The sequence below is a fragment of the Actinophytocola oryzae genome (genome assembly GCF_004364325.1).
GTDB classification, from domain to species: Bacteria; Actinomycetota; Actinomycetes; order Mycobacteriales; family Pseudonocardiaceae; genus Actinophytocola; species Actinophytocola oryzae.
In genome coordinates this window covers 21,406-38,292 of record NZ_SOCP01000003.1, presented here as the reverse complement: position 1 = coordinate 38,292, position 16,887 = coordinate 21,406, and the positions used below count along the sequence as shown (strand labels likewise).

15 protein-coding genes are annotated in these 16,887 nt (G+C 71.3%); 7 read left to right on the top strand and 8 right to left on the bottom strand.

The genetic code is table 11. From position 1 onward, the window contains the following. Positions 1-12 precede the first annotated feature (12 nt). Positions 13-1,182 (top strand): glycosyltransferase, encoded by a 1,170-nt coding sequence (locus CLV71_RS07660; RefSeq protein ID WP_133901943.1) that lies wholly within the window; start codon positions 13-15, stop codon positions 1,180-1,182. Positions 1,183-1,350: 168 nt separating this feature from the next. Here the strand turns inward: CLV71_RS07660 and CLV71_RS07655 are convergent, their stop codons facing one another. The 7 genes from CLV71_RS07655 to CLV71_RS07630 all read right to left on the bottom strand — a co-directional run bounded on the left by CLV71_RS07655 (position 1,351) and on the right by CLV71_RS07630 (position 8,469). After that, positions 1,351-2,244 carry a carbohydrate ABC transporter permease gene (locus CLV71_RS07655; protein ID WP_133901942.1) on the bottom strand — a complete coding sequence of 298 codons (894 nt, stop codon included), beginning with the start codon at positions 2,242-2,244 and terminating at the stop codon, positions 1,351-1,353. Further along, positions 2,234-3,136 (bottom strand): carbohydrate ABC transporter permease, encoded by a 903-nt coding sequence (locus tag CLV71_RS07650; protein WP_133901941.1) that lies wholly within the window; start codon positions 3,134-3,136, stop codon positions 2,234-2,236. The genes CLV71_RS07655 and CLV71_RS07650 overlap by 11 nt, the downstream gene beginning before the upstream one ends. Continuing rightward, the gene (locus CLV71_RS07645) at positions 3,133-4,455 is read right to left on the bottom strand and encodes an ABC transporter substrate-binding protein (RefSeq protein WP_133901940.1); all 1,323 of its coding nucleotides are present in this window, start codon (positions 4,453-4,455) and stop codon (positions 3,133-3,135) included. The genes CLV71_RS07650 and CLV71_RS07645 overlap by 4 nt, the downstream gene beginning before the upstream one ends. Positions 4,456-4,593: 138 nt before the next feature. After that, positions 4,594-5,046 carry a GNAT family N-acetyltransferase gene (locus CLV71_RS07640; protein WP_133901939.1) on the bottom strand — a complete coding sequence of 151 codons (453 nt, stop codon included), beginning with the start codon at positions 5,044-5,046 and terminating at the stop codon, positions 4,594-4,596. Between the two features lie 10 nt (positions 5,047-5,056). Next, positions 5,057-6,607, bottom strand: coding sequence for an aldehyde dehydrogenase family protein (locus CLV71_RS07635; protein WP_243866283.1), 1,551 nt, complete (start codon positions 6,605-6,607; stop codon positions 5,057-5,059). A gap of 98 nt (positions 6,608-6,705) precedes the next feature. Continuing rightward, on the bottom strand, positions 6,706-6,843 hold the full coding sequence (locus CLV71_RS47540) for a hypothetical protein (protein WP_166663995.1): 138 nt from the start codon (positions 6,841-6,843) through the stop codon (positions 6,706-6,708). Positions 6,844-6,972: 129 nt separating this feature from the next. Then, the gene (locus CLV71_RS07630; RefSeq protein ID WP_166663994.1) at positions 6,973-8,469 is read right to left on the bottom strand and encodes a PE-PGRS family protein; all 1,497 of its coding nucleotides are present in this window, start codon (positions 8,467-8,469) and stop codon (positions 6,973-6,975) included. Between the two features lie 142 nt (positions 8,470-8,611). On the opposite strand from CLV71_RS07630, the gene CLV71_RS07625 reads away from it, so the two are divergent. Next, the gene (locus tag CLV71_RS07625; RefSeq protein WP_133901936.1) at positions 8,612-8,917 is read left to right on the top strand and encodes a hypothetical protein; all 306 of its coding nucleotides are present in this window, start codon (positions 8,612-8,614) and stop codon (positions 8,915-8,917) included. Next, the gene (locus tag CLV71_RS47535; RefSeq protein ID WP_166663993.1) at positions 8,914-9,072 is read left to right on the top strand and encodes a hypothetical protein; all 159 of its coding nucleotides are present in this window, start codon (positions 8,914-8,916) and stop codon (positions 9,070-9,072) included. The genes CLV71_RS07625 and CLV71_RS47535 overlap by 4 nt, the downstream gene beginning before the upstream one ends. A gap of 47 nt (positions 9,073-9,119) precedes the next feature. Here CLV71_RS47535 and CLV71_RS07620 read toward each other — a convergent pair whose 3' ends face one another. Further along, the gene (locus tag CLV71_RS07620) at positions 9,120-10,379 is read right to left on the bottom strand and encodes a COG1470 family protein (RefSeq protein ID WP_133901935.1); all 1,260 of its coding nucleotides are present in this window, start codon (positions 10,377-10,379) and stop codon (positions 9,120-9,122) included. Positions 10,380-10,533: 154 nt separating this feature from the next. Here CLV71_RS07620 and CLV71_RS07615 point away from each other — a divergent pair, with 154 nt between their 5' ends. The 4 genes from CLV71_RS07615 (at position 10,534) to CLV71_RS07600 (ending at position 16,854) form a co-directional block, all read left to right on the top strand. Continuing rightward, positions 10,534-11,160: a helix-turn-helix transcriptional regulator gene (locus CLV71_RS07615; protein WP_133901934.1), complete on the top strand. Its 627-nt coding sequence runs from the start codon at positions 10,534-10,536 to the stop codon at positions 11,158-11,160. Positions 11,161-11,269: 109 nt separating this feature from the next. Then, entirely contained in the window at positions 11,270-14,179 is a 2,910-nt protein-coding gene (locus tag CLV71_RS07610) for a hypothetical protein (protein ID WP_243866281.1), read from the top strand. A gap of 9 nt (positions 14,180-14,188) precedes the next feature. Next, complete coding sequence (locus tag CLV71_RS07605) at positions 14,189-14,869, top strand: Pvc16 family protein (RefSeq protein ID WP_133901933.1); 681 nt, start codon at positions 14,189-14,191, stop codon at positions 14,867-14,869. Next, positions 14,866-16,854, top strand: coding sequence for an ATP-binding protein (locus tag CLV71_RS07600; protein ID WP_133901932.1), 1,989 nt, complete (start codon positions 14,866-14,868; stop codon positions 16,852-16,854). The genes CLV71_RS07605 and CLV71_RS07600 overlap by 4 nt, the downstream gene beginning before the upstream one ends. Positions 16,855-16,887: the final 33 nt, after the last annotated feature.

The window sequence follows — 16,887 nt, the reverse complement described above, 5'->3', positions numbered from 1 at the left end:
GGGGATGCGCACATGCGTTTTCTGTTGTCCACGATCGGTTCCCGAGGCGACTTCCAACCACTGCTCGCACTCGGCCTTCTGCTGCGGGAACAGGGCTGCGACGTCCGGCTCTGCGCCCCGCCGGACTTCCGCGAACTCGCCGGGGGGCTGCCGTTCGTGCCGATCGGTCCGCCGCTGACGGCGAGGACCCCCCGCCCCGCGACGCAGCTCGAGCTGTTCGCCTCCATCGCCGAGACCGTCGCCACCCAGTTCGCGACGCTGCGCGAGGCGGGTGCCGACCGTGACGTCATCGTGGGCTGCAACCAGATCCAGGTGGCGGCCCCTTCGGTGGCCGAGCTGCTGGGCACCCGCTACGTCTTCGCCGACTTCAGCCCGGTCGTGCTGCCGTCGCCGCACCACGCGCCGGTGCCGCTGCCCGGCATGCCGCCCGCCGACCCGTCGGTGGACAACCGCACCCTGTGGCAGCGGGAGGCGGCCCGCCGGACGGCCATGTGGGGTCCGGCGCTCAACGAGCAGCGCGTGGCCGCGGGGCTGGCGCCGGTCGAGGACGTGCTCGGCCACGTGGTCACCGACCACCCCGTGCTGGCCGCCGACCCCGCACTGGCGCCGTGGGTGACCCCGGCGGACCTCGCGGTGACCCAGACCGGCGCGTGGCTGCCTGCCGACGACCGCCCGCTGTCGGCGGAGCTGACGGACTTCCTGGCGGCAGGCGAGCCGCCCGTCTACTTCGGCTTCGGCAGCATGGCGTCCCCGCGTGTCACCGGCGCCGCCATGCTCGAGGCGGCCCGTGCGCTCGGCCACCGCGCGATCGTCCTGCGCGGCTGGGCGGGCCTCGACGCGGCCGGCGACGACTGCCTGACCGTCACGGAGACCAACCTCCAGGCGCTGTTCCCGCACGTGGCAGCGGTGGTGCACCACGGCGGCTCCGGCACCACCACGACGGCCGCGCTCTCCGGTGTGCCGCAGGTGGTCGTGCCGCACCTCTACGACCAGTTCTACTTCGCCGACCGCGTGCGCGAGCTGGGCATCGGCGTGACCCACACGGCCACCGACTCGCTCACGGACTCACTCAAGCTGGCACTGCAACCGGAAGTGGCGACCAGAGCCCGTTCCATAGCCCCGTCGATACGACGGGTCGGCGCCCAGACAGCCGCCGACCACCTGACCCACCCACCGTACTGAAGGCGTCCTTCGTAACGCCCACTGCACTGAAGGACGCCTTCGTAACGCCCACCGTAATGAAGGCGTCCTTCGTAACGCGCAGCGCACTGAAGGCGTCCTTCGTAACGCGCAGCGCACTGAAGGCGTCCTTCGTAACGCGCAGCGCACTGAAGGCGTCCTTCAGTGCGGTCACCGGATGCCCGTCGTCGCAATGCCCTTGACCAGGAACCGCTGTCCGATCAGGAAGGCGAGGAACACGGGCACCAGCGACACCACGGACATCGCGAACATCGAGCCCCAGGAGGTGCCGGTCGTCGAGTCCACAAAGGATCTCAGGGCGACCGGCACGGTGTACTTGTCCGGGTCGGTCAGGTAGATCAGCTGGCTGAAGAAGTCGTTCCACGTCCAGATGAACGTGAAGATCGCCGTCGTCGCGAGCGCCGGGGTCATCAGCGGCAGGATGACCCGCAGGAAGATCCCGGCGTGCCCGCAGCCGTCGATCCGTGCCGCGTCGTCCAGCTCGCGCGGGATGCCCCGGATGAACTGCACCATCAGGAACACGAAGAACGCGTCGGTGGCCAGGAGTTTCGGCACGATCAGCGGCAGGAACGTGTTGAGCCAGCCCAGCTCCGAGAACAGGATGTACTGCGGCACGATCACCACGTGCACCGGCAGCATGATCGTCATCAGCATGACGGCGAACAACGGCCGACGCCCGGTGAACTCCAGGCGCGCGAACGCGTACGCCGCCATCGAGCACGACACCAGGTTCCCCACGATCGCGCCGAGCACGACGATCCCCGAGTTCACCAGGTAGACGTCGAAGGTGTCCGCGAGTGCCGTCCACCCGTCCGGGTAGTTCCGTGCCCGCACCTCGGTGAGCAGCAGCCCCGGCTCCTGGAAGATCTTGTCCTGCGGCCGGAGCGAGCTGACCACCATCCACAGCACCGGATACAGCATCACCACCGCCGTGGCGACCAGCACCAGGTGCTTGACCGCCGACCGCACACGCAACCGCCGCACGCGACGCGGCGGCGCCTCGGCCACCGGCGGCGTGACCCGGACCGACAGCTCAGTCGTCATAGAACACCCAGAACCTCGACGCCCAGAAGTTGATCGCGGTGAACGCCGCGATGATCACCAGCAGCACCCACGCCATCGCCGACGCGTAACCCATGTCGAAGTTCGCGAAGGCCCGCTGGTAGACGTAGACGGTGAAGAACAGCGTCGAGTCCGACGGCCCGCCCGTCCCGTTCGACACGACGAACGCCTGCGTGAACGCCTGGAACGCGTGGATGATCTGCAGCACCAGGTTGAAAAAGATGATCGGCGTCAGCAGCGGCAGCGTCACGCTTCTGAACCGCCGCAACGGTCCGGCACCGTCCACCGCGGCAGCCTCGTGGTACATCGCCGGGATCTGGCGCAACCCGGCCAGAAAGATGACCATCGGCGCGCCGAACGTCCACACGTTCAGCACGACCAGCGACGACAACGCCGTCTCCGGCTCGGAGATCCACCCCCGGCCCGTGACGCCGAAGAGCCCGAGGAAGTGGTTCACGAGCCCCTCGGTGCCGAACACCTGCCGCCACAGGATGGCGATCGCCACGCTGGAGCCGAGCAGCGACGGCAGGTAGAAGATCGAGCGGTAGAACGACATCCCGCGCACACCCCGGTCGAGCACGACCGCCAGCAGCAGTGCGAGCGCGAGCTGCAGCGGCACCGACACGAACACGTACGTGAACGTGACCCGCAGCGAGTTGTGCAGCCGGTCGTCGGTCAGCATCCGCACGAAGTTGTCGAAACCGGCCCATTCGGGCGGCTGCAACAGGTTGTAGTCGGTGAAGCTCAGCACCAGCGACGCCGCCACCGGGCCGAGCGTGATCACCACGAGCCCGACGAGCCACGGCGCGAGGAACAGGTAGGCCGCCAGGTTGTCCTTCCGCCCCGGCGCAGGCCTGCCGCGGACAACGGTCATGCCGCCGCGTCGATCTCGGCCTGCAGCTCGGTGATGAAGGACGTGGCCGCCTGGTCCGGCTTCACCTGTCCGAAGAGGACCTGCTCGGTGTGCCTCTGGAGGATCTTCTCGATGTTGCTGCCGCCGTTGGGGGTCACGCGTGGCGGCGGCGACGCCTTGAGGTCGTCGAGGTACTCGACCGCCGCCTGGTCGGCGGGGTCGAGCTTGGGCTGGATGAACTCGCGGATCGCCTTGTTCCCCGGCACACCCCGGTCGGTCAGCATCACCTCGGCCGCCTCCCTGCTGTTCGTGAGGAAGTCCACGAGCAGCGCGGCCTCGCCGGGGTGCTTGCTGCGGGAGAAGACCGACCAGTACATGGACGACTTGAAGAACGTGCCGCGTTTCTTGGCGTCCGCCTCACCGGGCAGCTTCAACAGCTTGAGGTTCTGGCCGCTGGCGGCGACGAGCGAGACCAGCTGCGTGTTCCACCACGTGCCGAACGCCGCCGTGTTGGTCGCCGTGCCGGACTGGTCGAGGCTCGCCGTGGCCCGCTCGACGGTCACGGACGGCGGCGGCGCGACGTGCTTGTCGGCCAGCTCGACCAGGTAGGACCAGTAGTCGGCGAGCACCTCGGGCTTGACCGAGACGTCACCCCTGTCGTCGAACAGCGTCCCGCCGGTCTGCCGGATCCAGACGTTGAGCCCACCCATGTCGAAACCCCACGACTGCACGCCGGTGATCTGCCCGCCGCCTGCCGCCGACACCTTCCCGCCGATCTCGGTCAGGTCGTCCCAGCTCCACGTGTCGTCGTCGGGCAGGTCGATGCCGAACCGGTCGAGGATGTCGGTGTTGACGACCATCGAGTACGCGTTGAGGCCGGTGGGGATGGCGTACTGCTTGTCCTCGACCTTGCCCGTCGACAGGATGTCCTCGTCGATCCCGCTGGTGTCGAGGTGGTCGCGCACCCTGGACAGGTCGAGGAGCGCGCCGCGTTCGGCGTAGGAGGCGAGGTAGAGCTCGTCCATCTGGATGACGTCCGGCGCCTCCTGGGCGGCCGCGCTGGTGGCGAGGCTGTCCCAGTAGCCGTTCCACTCCTTGAACTCGCCCTTGACGGTGATGTTCTTGTGCTTGGCCTGGAAGAGCTTGATGACCTGCTGCGTTCGCTGGTGCCGTGCGTCGGACCCCCACCACGTGAAGCGCAGGGTCACCGGCTCGTTGGACAGCGCCGTGCTCCCGCCACCCGACCCGGAGCAGGCGGACAGGGCGAGCGCGGCAGGCACGGCGAACAGCACCGTCCGGCGGGAGACATGGTGGTTGGCTGACGGAGACGTGCGCTGCATGGCGTTGCTCCTCGGGAGATCAGCTCTGACGTCCGTAGGATGACCAGCACTCGGCAGGGAAAGCGCTTTCCGCAGCGTAGGAGCGCTCCCAGGGTGCCGTCAAGACCGTGTTGCAACGTTTCACGAACCGCCGGGTGGTCAGGACCCGGGACCGGCGCCGTGGTGACCGAAGACCTCCGCGGCGCGGCCCCTGCGTTCCATGAAGGTGGCGTCCGGCTCCGCGAACCCGAACGGCCGGTACAGCTCGTGCGCGTCGAGGGTGTGCAGCATCCACCGCAGGTGGGGGCCGGGGCCCTCCTCGATCATGGCGTGCACGAGCGCCTTGCCCACGCCCGCGCCACGGGCCTCCTCGACGACGAACACGTCGGCGAGGTAGGCCGACGCCTCGCCGTCGGACATGGCACGCGCGAAGCCGATCATGGCGCCGTCGGCGGACCGGTACGCGGCGACCACGCGCCAGGCCGCCTCGAGCTGCCGCTCCACCTTCGCGCGGTCGCGGAACCGCCCCCAGTACGCCTTGGTGGACAGGAACTCCCACAGCACGTCCCGGTCCACCCGCGACCGGTCGTCGTCGATCTCGAAATCCGCCATGTGGCGCAATCTAGAGCCAGGTGGCGGGCAGCCGGTACTCCATTTCCGGCTCGATCGTCGTCACGTCGAGCTGTGCCTTCTGCAGCGACCCCGAGAAGTCCCAGTTCATCGACTGCCACCTGGTGAACTGGTCGAGCACCCACACCCCGGACTGGCGGCTGCCGTTGCCGGACTTGCCGTTGCCGCCGAAGGGCAGGTGCGCCTCCGCCCCCGACGTCGAGTTGTTCACGCTCACCATGCCCGCCCCGACTCCCTGCCGGAACCGGAACGCGGTGCGCGGGTCGGTCGTGTAGACGGCGGAGGACAGCCCGTACCCGGGCGCGTTGGCCAGCTCGATTGCCTCGTCGAGGGTGTCGTAGGTGGTGACGCCGACGACCGGCCCGAACGTCTCCTCGGTGAACACCTTGTCCGTCGGTCGCACCCCGTCGAGCAGGACCGGGTGGTAGTACAGCCCGGTCGCGGGGTCGCCGACGAACCCCTCGCGGGGCGCGTCGGCCGTGATCCGGCCGACGGAGGTGGACCCGAGCACCGTGTGGTGGTCCCCGACCCAGCCGAGCGTGTTCTCGAAGCCACGGGCGAACCTGTCATCCAGCATCGGCCCGTACACGACGTCGGCCGTCGGATCGCCGACCGGCGCGGCGGACACGGCGTCGGCGAAGCGCCGGAGGAACTCGTCGTGCACGTCGGTGTGCGCGATGACGGTCCCGAGCGAGGTGCACCGCTGCCCGGCCGTCCCGTACCCGGAGAACAGCGCCGCCTCGACGGCCAGCTCGAGGTTGGCGTCCGGCGCGACGACCATGGGGTTCTTGCCGCCCAGCTCGAGGCACGGCGTCTGCAGGTGGCGCCCGCACAGCTCGCCGACCCGGCGGCCGACCGCCGTCGACCCGGTGAACCCGACCTTGTCGACGAGACCGTCGCCCAGGGCGGCGTCCAGCCCGGCGTAGGTCGTGTCGCCGTCGGCGAAGACGAGGTTCAGCACGCCGGCGGGCACCCCGGCCCGCCAGGCCAGCTCCGACAGCGCCCGCGCGCACGCCGACGCGTACTCGGCCGGCTTCCACACCACGGCGTTCCCGCAGAGCAGCGCGGGTGCGAGGTACCAGGAGGGCACCGCGACCGGGAAGTTCCCCGCCGTCACGACGACCGCGACCCCGACCGGCACCCGGTAGGTGAAGAGCTGCTTGTCGGGCATCTCGGAAGGCACGGTCTGCCCGTAGAGCCGCCGCCCCTCGCCGAGGAAGAACTCGCAGGTGTCGATGATCTCCTGGACCTCGCCGAGCGCCTCGGCGTACGGCTTGCCGATCTCGCGGGTCACGAGCCGTGCCAGCGCCGCCTTGTTGGCCGCGACCAGCCTGCCGAAGGCGCCGACGACCTGGCCCCGCACCGGCGCGGGCACGAGCGCCCACTCCCGCTGCGCCTCGCGCGCCGCGGCACACGCGGCCCGGAACGTCACCGCGTCGGCGAGCTCGACCGTCGCCACCACGTCGTCGAGCACCGCGGGGTTGCTGGACACGTACTCCGTGCCGCCCCCGACCTCGCTGCCGCCGATCACCGACCTGAGCACGCGCACACCCCTCCCGTAGCCCGAGGTCCTCACCCTAGGCGAAGATCGCGTGCGCGGTGGGCGGGCCGGCGACCACCCACGGTCGCCGGCCCGGTCTCTCACCGCGACCGGTATGCCCGGATCACGGTCTGCTCCACGGTGTTCCCGTCCCGGTCGGTGGCCGACACCCGCAGCGACACCGACGTCACGCCCCAGGGCAGTGCTCGGCCGACGCCGATCTTCCCGGCAGTACGCACGAGGACCTCCGCTCAGCGGAGGAGCCGGAGCCGTGCGTGAGGTACGCACGGTTGACGAACGGCCCCCAGTCTCACCGTTACGCGGACGAAACTAGACCCAGGCAAATCGGGTGACAATACTCCGACCGGTCATTCGGTACGAGATTCCTCGGCCTGCTGCTCCGATTTGTCGAACCGCCCACCACGCCGCCCGACCAGTTCCTCGTAGAGCTGCCGCATCCCTTGCTGATCACCCTGGACAGCGTCGAGCAGGCCGTTCCACTCGGTTTCCGCGTCCTGGAGCTTGGCGAGCCAGCCGTCGCCCAGCTCGACGAGCCGCTGGTTGTCGGCAAGCTTGCCGGTGCCGATCTTGTCCTCCTTGTGGCCGTAGAAGCTCGACTCCGGGTTCGCGGTGGCCTCGGTGGAGCGGTAGTCGTGCCGGTAGCCGACCGGGCTGGCGGCCTTGGGTGCCGTCGTCTCGATCCCGACCTGCAGCGCGCCGTCCTTGAGCCGGCCCGGCGGCTGGAAGTTGACGAACAGGTGTCCGTGCCCGCCGTCCGGGGTGATCACGTCGTTGTTGAAGTCCATTCGCCCCGCTCCGTCCGCGGCCAGGTCGATGCCGTAGAGCCGGGGTGCGGCCGCCTTCCACATCTTGCCGATGCCGCGGCGGAACAGGTTGTCAGCCCCGGTCCAGAAGCCGCCCCTCTCGCGGAATTTCCCCCTTCCGAGCAGGTTGTAGCCGACCGACATCCGGTGGGTGCCGACCTGGCGGCGTTCCGCCGGGTTCACGTCGGCGTCCTGGCCGTCGGTCAGGCCGAGCCACCTGGACATCTCCTTCGGGTCCTCGCCCCTGCCCACCGCGGGAATCCGGATGTTGACCCGGCCTCCGTGGGCCAGCGCCCGCGCCACGTCGCCGCGCAGGTACGGCACATGGCGGCCCTTGTCCGACGGCCGCGGTCCCTTCTCGTAGACCTGCAGACCGCTCTGCAGTATCAGGAAGACCCGGGTCAGGACGTCACGAGCCCGGTCAACCTGGCCCTGGTGTTCTCCCCGGACCCTGGCGACGAGCGTGTTCACGAACGCCTCGCGGATCTGGTCGTCGCGTTCTCCTTCGATGGCCCTCCGTTCGACGTCGGACAACCCTTCCGGTCGGCGCAGGCGCAGTGCCCTGCCGAGCGTGTACGCGGGAGTGATGCGGTCCTCCCGACGGGCGCCCTGCTGTCCGAACCGCCGCCACGCGAGCGTGGCGATGAGCAGCCTCGCGCCCGGCGGCTGCTCCAGCCAGTCGCCGTACTTGTGCTTGTCGAGGTACGCGGTCGCGTCGGCGTGCGTGACGAGCCCGAGGGCGCCCAGCCGGGTGGTATCGGTGGCCGCCTGGATCGCGGCGACCTCCGCGTCGGTGAGCAGTGGGCCTTTGGTGAGGCGGCGAAGGAGGGTGCCCCTGGTGAGTCCGGCCAGCGCGTCGGTCGGCTGTGTCGTGGGTGTGTTCCCCGCGCGCTGGACAGCCAGGGTGGTGGCGCGGTTGCCGACCCTGCGCTGGAGGTCGAGCACCGCATCGGGGTGGAGCGGTCCCCGGCGCCGTTCCCCGGACGTGTGGTGGTGCCGCCGCACCTGGGCGCCGGCGGACTTCTCACCATCACGGTCCATCTTCGCGTGCATGGCGGCGGCCTCTCGGTTGTGGGGGCAGTCCGGTGTGTGTCCACGGGCAGACCGGTTCCGGTGCGCTTGGCGTGTCCGCGCTGGTCGTGTTGGGGTCGGACCACGTTCCCGACCACGCGGAGGTGTGAGGATGGTCGAGCCGTTCGCCGGTGACCTGTTCCTGCGCCTCGCGCGGGACGGGTGGCTGGTCGTGCCGCCGGAGCAGGCGGCACAGGTCGTCGTGGACCTCGAGCACACGCTCGCGGAGGTCCGCGCCTCGCTGCGCAGGGCCGAGCTGTCGAGACAGCTCCGCGGCGCCGACGTCGACCCGGACGTGGACCGGCTGATCGTCGAGTGCGCGTTCGCGGGACAGCTCGGCGCCGACCGGTGGGAGCAGGCACTCGTCGAGCTGCCCAAGTACATCCAGGCCTTCCGGATGGCGGCGGGTCTGCCGTGATCGACCCGATGGCGGTCGACCTCGTGGCGGAGCTGGTCGCCGCACGGGACGAACGCCTGTCCTGCCTCGCGAGGGGCGACGTCGAGACCGCCGCGCTGCTGTCCGCGTGGATCGACGCGCTGCTCGACGAGTGGAACCGCCGCGCACCGGAGTGACCACACCCGGCCCGGCGACGCCGGACCGGGTGTCCCCTGTGGACCCATCAGTTCGGCGCGTCGGTCAGCCCGCCGCTGACGTTGAGCACCTGGAAGCAGTTCGGCGCCTGCCGCCCGCTCGCCGGCGTGCCTGGCCGCGCGCAGTTCACCGTCGCCGTGACGCTCTCGCCCGCCGGCACGTCGACGGGCGTAACCCAGTGGTAGTCCTGGTTCCGGTAGGTCTCCAACGCGATCGTGGTGATGGTCCTGCCACCGAACTCGATCGTGAGCACACCCTCGTCGCCCTGGTGGTTGCCCAGCACGAGGTCGGTGATGCGGAAGACCTTTCCCTCCGGCACCACGTACGTGCCCGCCCCCTGGTCGCCCGCGTTCGTGCGGACCTCGATGGTGGCGGAGCTCTGCTGCCCCACCCCCTGCCCGGTGGCGGCACCACCCTGCTCCTGTCGCCCCTGCTGCGGACTCTCGCCGCCGCCGCCACTCTGTTCCGGTTGCGCGGCCTGGCTTTCCTGACCGGCCGCCTGGGCGATCTCCTGCGTCCGGTCGTCCGCCGCCTCACGGGCCGCGCTCTGCACGGCAGGCCGCACCAGTGCGAACCACGCCAGGACCAGCGCCAGCAACACGGCCAGCACGGCGAGCAACCACCTGGGGAACACGGGAAGCTGGATCAGCTCGCCCTCGAGTGGGTGCCTGCCGGACTCCTCGCCCGCGGCCGCCGTGGCGTCCAGGCGCAGCGGCCACGTCACGGGCTTGCCGAACCAGACGATCTTCGCCACCCGCACCCGGAAGTCGATCTCCGTGCGGTCACCCGGTGCCACGTGCTCGGGCCGGACGGGCAGTGCGAACGTGAGCTGGTCGTCGGTCTCCGGAGCCGACAGCGTCACCGCCACCGGGGTGTTGCCGTCGTTGTGCACTGCCACGTGGTAGCGCGCCCTGCGCCACGCCCTGCGACGCTCCGGGACCAGTTCCGCCCGCTGCTCGGCGAACGGCTCGACGAGCACGATCGTCTCCGACACCACCACCGACTCGGGTCGTTCGGTCGGCAACACCCGTACGCCAAGGGGTTTCTCACCCGCGCGCACGGCGGGGGAGCGGGGCGGCCTGAGCACCACCGTCACCTGTTCGCTGGTACCCGGGTACAGCGACAACCGCGCCGGCTCCACCTCGGTCCAGGGGGCGCACTCGCCGAGCACCTCGAACGTGTACGCCTCGACGATGTCACTGTCGTTGCGCACGGTCATCGTCGTCCAGGTCTCCTGGCCGGGTGTCACAACCACGGTGGGGAGACCGAATTCTGTCGTTGCGGTCACGGCACGCAACGGTAGGCACGCCGCCCGACACCCGGGCAGGGAGAAAAGGGCACCATGCGGGCAATCCCGTGCACTCGTGGGCCGCACCGGCTGCACGGCCGGGGATCCGCCGAACATCATTGCCTCAGCGGGAGTTCATACCAGGAGGCGTGAGATGACGACAAGAGTCCCGGTCATGGTGTACACCGAGGACCCGGTCCTGCGGGCCGGTGTGGTGCACCAGCTGCGGCCCCGGCCGGAGGTGGAAGTGCTTACCGCGCAGGAGGAGTCGCGTGCCTCGGTGTCGCTGGTGGTGGTGGACGAGGTCGACGACGACGCGGCGCGGCTGCTGCGCAGGCTCCAGCGCGCGTCGACCACCCGCACCGGGGTGATCGTGCGCCGCATCGACAGGGAGTCGTTGCAGACCACGGTCGACTGCGAGGTCGCGGCCGTGATCCGCCGGGGCGAGGCGAACCAGGACCGGCTGGTGAGCGCGGTTCTCGCGCTGGCCAACGGGGAGGCGGTGCTGCCGGGTGACCTGCTGGCCACGCTGCTCGACCACGTCGGCCGCATGCAGCGCCAGACCCTCGACCCGAACGGCATCACGCTGTCGACGCTGACACCACGCGAGGCCGACATGCTGCGGCTGATCGCGGACGGCCTCGGCACCGCGGAGATCGCCACCCGACTGTCCTATTCGGAGCGGACGGTGAAGAACATCCTGCACGGCGTGACCACCCGGCTGCACCTGCGCAACCGCGCGCACGCCGTCGGCTACGTCATGCGGCACGGCCTCATCTGACGCCGGCTGCCCGAAGCGGCACCGGGTGTGCCCCGACGGTGCCCGCGAGGACCTCGAAGCGACACCCCGGGTACGGCGAGGATTCCTGACGAGTACCGGAGGTGCGATCTTGTTCAGGACCCGAGCCGCGACCGTGTTCGCCGCCGCGCTGGTGTTGTGCGGGTTGCTGGTCGTGGTGCGGGCCGGCACGTCGCTGCCCGCCGTTGCCCAGCAACAGGTTCCGTTCGACGCGGGCAGGATCGCGTTCGCGGGCACGGGTCACCGGAGCATCGGCGTGGCCGAGGGCGGCGCGACCGAGTCGTTCCTCGGCCCGGGCCCGGCGCACTTCGACGACGACGTGTCCGCGCTCGGGGACCTGGTGGTGTTCACCAGCCTGCGGGACGGGCGGCTCCCGCAGGTGTACCTGCGTGCCGGGGACGGCTCGGTCCGCGCGCTCACCACCGGCCGCGACGCGGCGCACCCCCGGCTGTCGCCGGACCTGACCACGGTCGTGTTCTCCTCGACCGAGGACGGGCAGAGCGACCTGTGGCTCGTCGGTGTGGACGGGACCGGGGCGCGACGCCTGACGAACACGCCGGAGGACGAGACGTGGCCAGCGTTCTCGCCGGACGGCACGCAGGTCGCGTTCGCCCGCGACGGCCAGATCTACCGCCAACCCGTCGCGGGCGGCGACGCGGTGGCGGTGACCGACGAGCCGGGCGGCGCGGCGGAACCCGCGTGGAACCCGGTCGACGACCGCATCGCCTACACCGCGAACGGCAACCAGGTCAGGATCGCGGGCGCGCCGGTGCTGACCGGCGACCAGGCCGGCTGGCAGACCCGTTGGCCGGTGTGGAAACCGGACGGCACGGGCCTGCTCTTGCTGCGCCTGGACGGGGAATGTGGTTGCCCGACGACCGTGTACCAGGTCGTGCCCGGCTCGCCCGCCGAGCTGCTGCTGGCCGAGGACCGGGACGTCGCCTCGCCCGCCTGGTTCGACGGGCGGCTCCTGGTGTCGCGCACCAGCGCGCCGACCCCGTCGACGGCCACGCTGCAGGACATCCGGCCGGACGGCACCGACCCCCGCGACCTCGGCCTGCCGGTGCTGGTCGAGGACCCCGAGGCCGTGAACGACTCGAACCTGCTCTTCCACCCCCGGCCCGGTTTCGACCCGTGGAACCAGCGGGAGGAGTACTCGCCGGACGGCAGGCAGATCCTGGTGACCCGCTTCGAGACCGTCGACGACGTCCGGGTGCAGCGCCTGTGGCTCGTGGACGCCGACGGCGCCAACCCGCGGCTCCTCCCGGTCGCCGACCGGCAGGCCACCGACTGGGAGTTCGACCCGGCGTGGTCCCCGGACGGCACGCTCATCGCGTTCGCCCGCCGCTCACCGGGCGGTGTCCGGCCCGAGGGTGGCCCGAGCCACGTGGTGGTCGTCGAGGCGGCGACCGGCGCGGTGGTCGGGCGCCTGCAGCCGCCGCCGGAGGTCGCGGACCAGGAGGACACCCAGCCCGCGTGGTCCCCGGACGGCGGGACGCTGTCGTTCACGCGTGGGATCGTGTCGGACGGCCCGAACGGCGAGATCCGCGACAACCACGTGTGGACCGCACGCACCGGCACACTCGACGAGCAGCGCGACGTGTCGGCGGCGGTGTGCGGGTTCGACTGCGCCGTCACCGATGACAGCTCCGCCTTCAGCCCGGACGGCGGGCGCCTGGTGTTCAACCGCGAGAACGACGGCCTGGTCCAGGTCTCCCTGCCCGGCGACGGATGTGACGTGCTGCTGCCCGCAACGCCGAGCACCTGCGCCACCCCGCTGACGGCGCCGACCGGCCCGTTCCAGCCACGTGACGCGGCGTTCTCCCCGGAGGGCGGCCGCATCGCGCTGACCACGCGCCGCGAAGCCGCCGCCACGTCGCCGGAGGAGCTGGCCGTGCTCGACCCGGCGACCGGCGCGCTCGACCGCATCGCCACGGCACTGCCCGGCAGGCAGAAGGAGCCGACCTGGCAGCCGTCGGCGGACCTCGTCCTGACCGCGCCACCCGTCACGTCCACTGTGGACACGGGGGGCGCGGTGCCGGTGACCGTCACGGTCACCAACCGTGGCCCGACGGCCACGCCCGGTGCCCTGACCGTCGCCGTGCCGGACGGCGTGCGCCTGGTCGGACTGCGCCCGACGCGGGGAACCTGCGCGGATCTCCGGTGTGACCTCGGCGTCCTGGCTCCCGGCGAGAATGTCGACGTCGTCGCCGACCTCGTGGGGCTCGTCCCCGGCAGACCGCGGGTGACGTGGTCGGCGGACGGAGCCGTGATCGATGCCCGGCCCTCGGACAACGCGGCGGAGACCGAGATCCCGATCGACGCGCCACCTCCACCCCCTGCTCCGCCCGCTCCGCGGGCAGGTCCGGCACTCGGGGTCGTCGTGACCCCCAACCCGTCCTATGTGGGCGGTCGCGCGACCGCGACCTTCACCGTCCGCAACGGGGGCGGCGGCCTGGCCACCGGGCTGCGGCTGAACCTCGCGCTGCCCGCCGGGGTGCCGGTGGCCGCGCTGCCACCGGGCTGTGCCGCGACCGGCTGCGCGCTGCCCGACCTGGGAACCGGTGCGCAGGCCGTGGTGCAGGTGGTCTTCGCGCCCAACGCACCGGTCCGCACCGAGGTGCGTGGCACGCTCACCACCTCGGGCACCGACGCCAACCCCGGCGACAACGCGGCACGCGCACCGATGACCGTGCTCCAGCCACGAATCGTGGCCGTGCCGAACATCGGCAAACCCGGCTTCGTGACCTCCGTGCGCGGCCTGGACTTCCCGCCGGGCGTCCCGGTCCGCATCGCGTGGACACCGGGTATCACGGCGTCCGCCGCGCCGACGTTCCCACGCCGCGACGGCGGTTTCACCGCGCAGCTGCTGATCCTCACCAAGGACCAGACGGGACCCCGCGTCATCACCGCGTCCGGTCCCGGCTTCACCCCGGCCACGACCCCGTTCCTCGTCGTGTCGGGCACGATCGCGCCGCCGGACATGGTCGGCCGCAGGTAGGAGAGTTCCGTGATCCACGAGGTGGACGAGGCGATCCGGCGGCTGCTCGCGGCAGGCGATGTGCCGGGCGAACAGGGCGAGCTGGCGTTCGACGCACCGACGACCGAATGGACGGCCCGCCGCAACGCCCCGACGATCAACGTGTTCCTGTACGACATCCGCGAGGACCTGACCCGACGCAAGTCCGGTGACGTCGAGGTCCACGGCGACGACGGTGTGCTGCTGGGCAGGCGCGGCGTGGCCCGCTGGTTCCAACTGTCCTATTTGGTCACCGCATGGACCAACCGCGCGCAGGACGAGCACCGGCTGCTGTCACAGGCGTTGAGCGCGCTGGTCCGCACCGAGCGGCTCGACCAGGACTGGCTGACCGGCTCACTGGCCGAGCTGGGGCTGACGGTCGGGTTGCAGGCGGGCGGCCCGGTCACCGAGGGCGGCGCGGCGTCCGACGTCTGGTCCGCGCTCGGCGGCGACCTCAAACCGGCCATCAACCTCAGGGTGATCTCCCCACTGGCCGGTGAGTGGACGCCTGCCGGGCCGCCGGTGACCGAGGGCATGGTGCTGCGCTCGGCGGAGGGCCAGGCACACCGGCTGCGGTACGACGGTCCGACGACGGCCGAGGGCGACGCGTTCGCGGTGTCGCGGCCCCGTCCCCCGGCAGGCAGGCGCCGCCGGAGCGAGCCGATCCGATGACCGCCACGCTCGTGGAGTCGTCGCTGTGGCGGCGGCTCGCCGCGGTGGAGGCACGCGTCCGCGAGGCGGTGGCGACCCGGCAGGCCACCGATCCCACGCCGGACGACCCCTACCGCGGCCTGTACCTCACCCCGGACGTGGTCGAACGGATACTGGCCGGCGCCAGGACACCGCTCGCGTTCGAGCCGGTCGAGGACCTCGAGCCCAGCTCCCGGCTCGGCACGCTGGCGCGGCGGTTCTCCCTGTCACCGCTGGACGTCGAGCTGCTCCTCGTCGCACTGGCCCCGGACGTCGACGCCCGTTTCGAGCGCCTGTACGGCTACCTGAACGACGACGTCACCCGCCGCCGCGCGACCGTCGGTCTCGCGCTGGAACTGTGCGGGCAACCGGCAGCCGGCGCGGGCCGGTTCCGCTTCGCCTCCGGCGCCCCGCTGCTGTCCGGCGGCCTGCTGGAGATACGGGAGCCGCAACTGCCCGCGCTGTCCCGGGTGCTGCAGGTGCCGGACCGGGTCGTCGCGCACCTCCTCGGCGACGACACCGTTTCGTTGGCCACCGAAGCGCGGCTGGTTCCCGCCGTCACGACCACGGAAGAGCTGCCCCAGCGCCTGGGTGCCGCACTGAGGGCCTGCGTCGGCCCGCTCCACCTGCGTGACGCGGACGGCGACGCCGAGCGGACGGCCGTCGCCACGCTCGCCGCGGCAGGGCACGACGCGCTCGTGGTCGACGCCGCCGCGCTGCCCGAAGACCCACCGGTGGCCGAGGTGGTGCGTGAGGCACGACTGCGTGGCGCCGGCATCGTCTTCGGCCCGGTCAACGCCCAGCAGGTGCGGTTGCTGCGGCAGCTCAGGACCGCCGAGGTCCCGGTGGTGTTCCACAGCCGCACCCACTGGGATCCGAAGTGGACGGAGGCTGTTTCGGTCGCCGTACCGCCACTGGACACCGTCCGACGGGCGACACGCTGGGCACACGCACTGACCGAGGCGACCGGCACCCCACCCGCCCCGCAACTGGTGGCGGACCTCACTGGCTACCGGCTCGGCGTCGCCGAGGTGGACCACGCGGTCGCCGTGGCCGCCCGGTTGGCGCTGCTGGCGGGCGAACCGCTCACGCTCGACCACGTGCGGGCCGGCGTGCGGGCACAGAACGGCGCCGGACTCGACCGCCTGGCGCGGCGGATCATCCCGTCCGTCGGCTGGACGGACCTGGTCCTGCCCGACCCCACCCGGCGCCAGCTCACCGAGCTGACCAGGCGCGCACGGCACCGCGACCGCGTGCTGGGGGAGTGGCGGATGCGCCCGGGCGGTGGCCGAGGCCGTGGCGTGGTCGCGTTGTTCGCGGGCGAGTCCGGCACCGGCAAGACGATGTCCGCCGAGGTGGTCGCGGCCGAGCTGGGCATGGACCTGTACGTGGTGGATCTGTCCACAGTGGTCGACAAGTACGTCGGCGAGACGGAGAAGAACCTGGAGCGGATCTTCACCGAAGCGGCCGGGGTGCATGGCGTCCTGCTGTTCGACGAGGCGGAGGCCGTGTTCGGCAGGCGCTCCGAGGTCAAGGACGCCCGCGACCGTTACGCCAACGTCGAGTCGGCGTACCTGTTGCAGCGCATGGAGTCCTTCGACGGCATCGCGATACTGACCACCAACCTGCGCGCGAACGTCGACGAGGCGTTCACCCGGCGGGTCGACGTCATCGCGGAGTTCCCGATGCCGGACGCCGCGCAACGGCTCGCGCTGTGGGATCGCTGCCTCGGCGCCGCCATGCCCCGAGCGGACGATCTGGACCTGCCTTTCTGTGCCGACCGCTTCGAGCTGGCGGGCGGCTCGATCCGCGCGTGTGCCGTGACCGCGGCGTACCTGGCCGCCACGGACGACCGCGCGGTCACCATGGCCGACGTCGTCGAGTCCGTGCGCCAGGAGTACCGCAAGCTCGGCAGGTTGGTGCTGTCGAACGAGTTCGGGCCGTGGGCTGCCTCTTCGGGCACGTGACTGCCCTCGCCGGGGGTCCGCCGGACCTGCCGG